Annotated in this window: 1 rRNA gene; it reads right to left on the reverse strand. The window is 49.5% G+C overall.

What is annotated here, in order from left to right:
• Positions 1-1,394: ribosomal RNA gene (locus ACYVIC_RS19640) — 23S ribosomal RNA — on the reverse strand; the annotation flags it as partial.
• Positions 1,395-1,500: the final 106 nt, after the last annotated feature.

The following is a 1,500-nucleotide window of genomic DNA, read 5'->3' on the forward strand; positions in this document are numbered from 1 at the left end:
TTGGCCGGTACAGGAATATTAACCTGTTTCCCATCGACTACGCCTTTCAGCCTCGCCTTAGGAGCCGACTCACCCTACCCTGATTAGCATGGGATAGGAACCCTTGGTCTTTCGGCGGGGAAGTTTTTCACTCCCCTTATCGTTACTCATGTCAGCATTCGCACTTCTGATACCTCCAGCCATCCTCCCGGATAACCTTCACAGGCTTACAGAACGCTCCTCTACCACTTGTGCAAGCACAAGTCCGCAGCTTCGGTGAATGATTTAGCCCCGTTACATCTTCCGCGCAGGCCGACTCGACTAGTGAGCTATTACGCTTTCTTTAAAGGGTGGCTGCTTCTAAGCCAACCTCCTAGCTGTCTATGCCTTCCCACATCGTTTTCCACTTAATCATTACTTTGGGACCTTAGCTGGCGGTCTGGGTTGTTTCCCTTTTCACGACGGACGTTAGCACCCGCCGTGTGTCTCCCGAGTAGTACTCATTGGTATTCGGAGTTTGCATGGGGTTGGTAAGTCGGGATGACCCCCTAGCCCAAACAGTGCTCTACCCCCAATGGTATTCGCTCGAGGCGCTACCTAAATAGCTTTCGAGGAGAACCAGATATCTCCGAGCTTGATTAGCCTTTCACTCCGATCCACAAGTCATCCCCATCTTTTTCAACAGATGTGGGTTCGGTCCTCCAGTTAGTGTTACCCAACCTTCAACCTGCTCATGGATAGATCGCCCGGTTTCGGGTCTACACCCTGCAACTATTCGCCCAGTTAAGACTCGGTTTCCCTACGGCTCCCCTATTCGGTTAACCTCGCTACAGAATGTAAGTCGCTGACCCATTATACAAAAGGTACGCAGTCACCCAACAAGTGGGCTCCCACTGCTTGTACGTACACGGTTTCAGGTTCTATTTCACTCCCCTTACAGGGGTTCTTTTCGCCTTTCCCTCACGGTACTGGTTCACTATCGGTCAGTCAGGAGTATTTAGCCTTGGAGGATGGTCCCCCCATGTTCAAACAGGATACCACGTGTCCCGTCCTACTCGTTTTCACTACTAAAGCATTGTCGTGTACGGGGCTATCACCCTGTATCGCTACCCTTTCCAGAGTATTCCACTAACACCTTAATAGCTTAAGGGCTACTCCGCGTTCGCTCGCCGCTACTAACGGAATCTCGGTTGATTTCTTTTCCTCGGGGTACTTAGATGTTTCAGTTCTCCCGGTTTGCCTCCCTACACTATGTATTCATGTAAGGATAGTGAGTAAACTCACTGGGTTTCCCCATTCGGATATCTGCGGGTCTAACGCCTCTTACCGGCTTCCCACAGCTTTTCGCAGGTTAGTACGTCCTTCATCGCCTCTGACTGCCAAGGCATCCACCGTGTACGCTTATTCACTTAACCATACAACCCCAAAATGTCTTGAGATGTACAGTGTGTTTAAGGTTCACAAATAAATATTGTTACCTTGTTTTTTACTACTATCAGCTTGCCAAATTGTTAAAGAGCG

The organism is Rheinheimera gaetbuli (assembly GCF_054781935.1).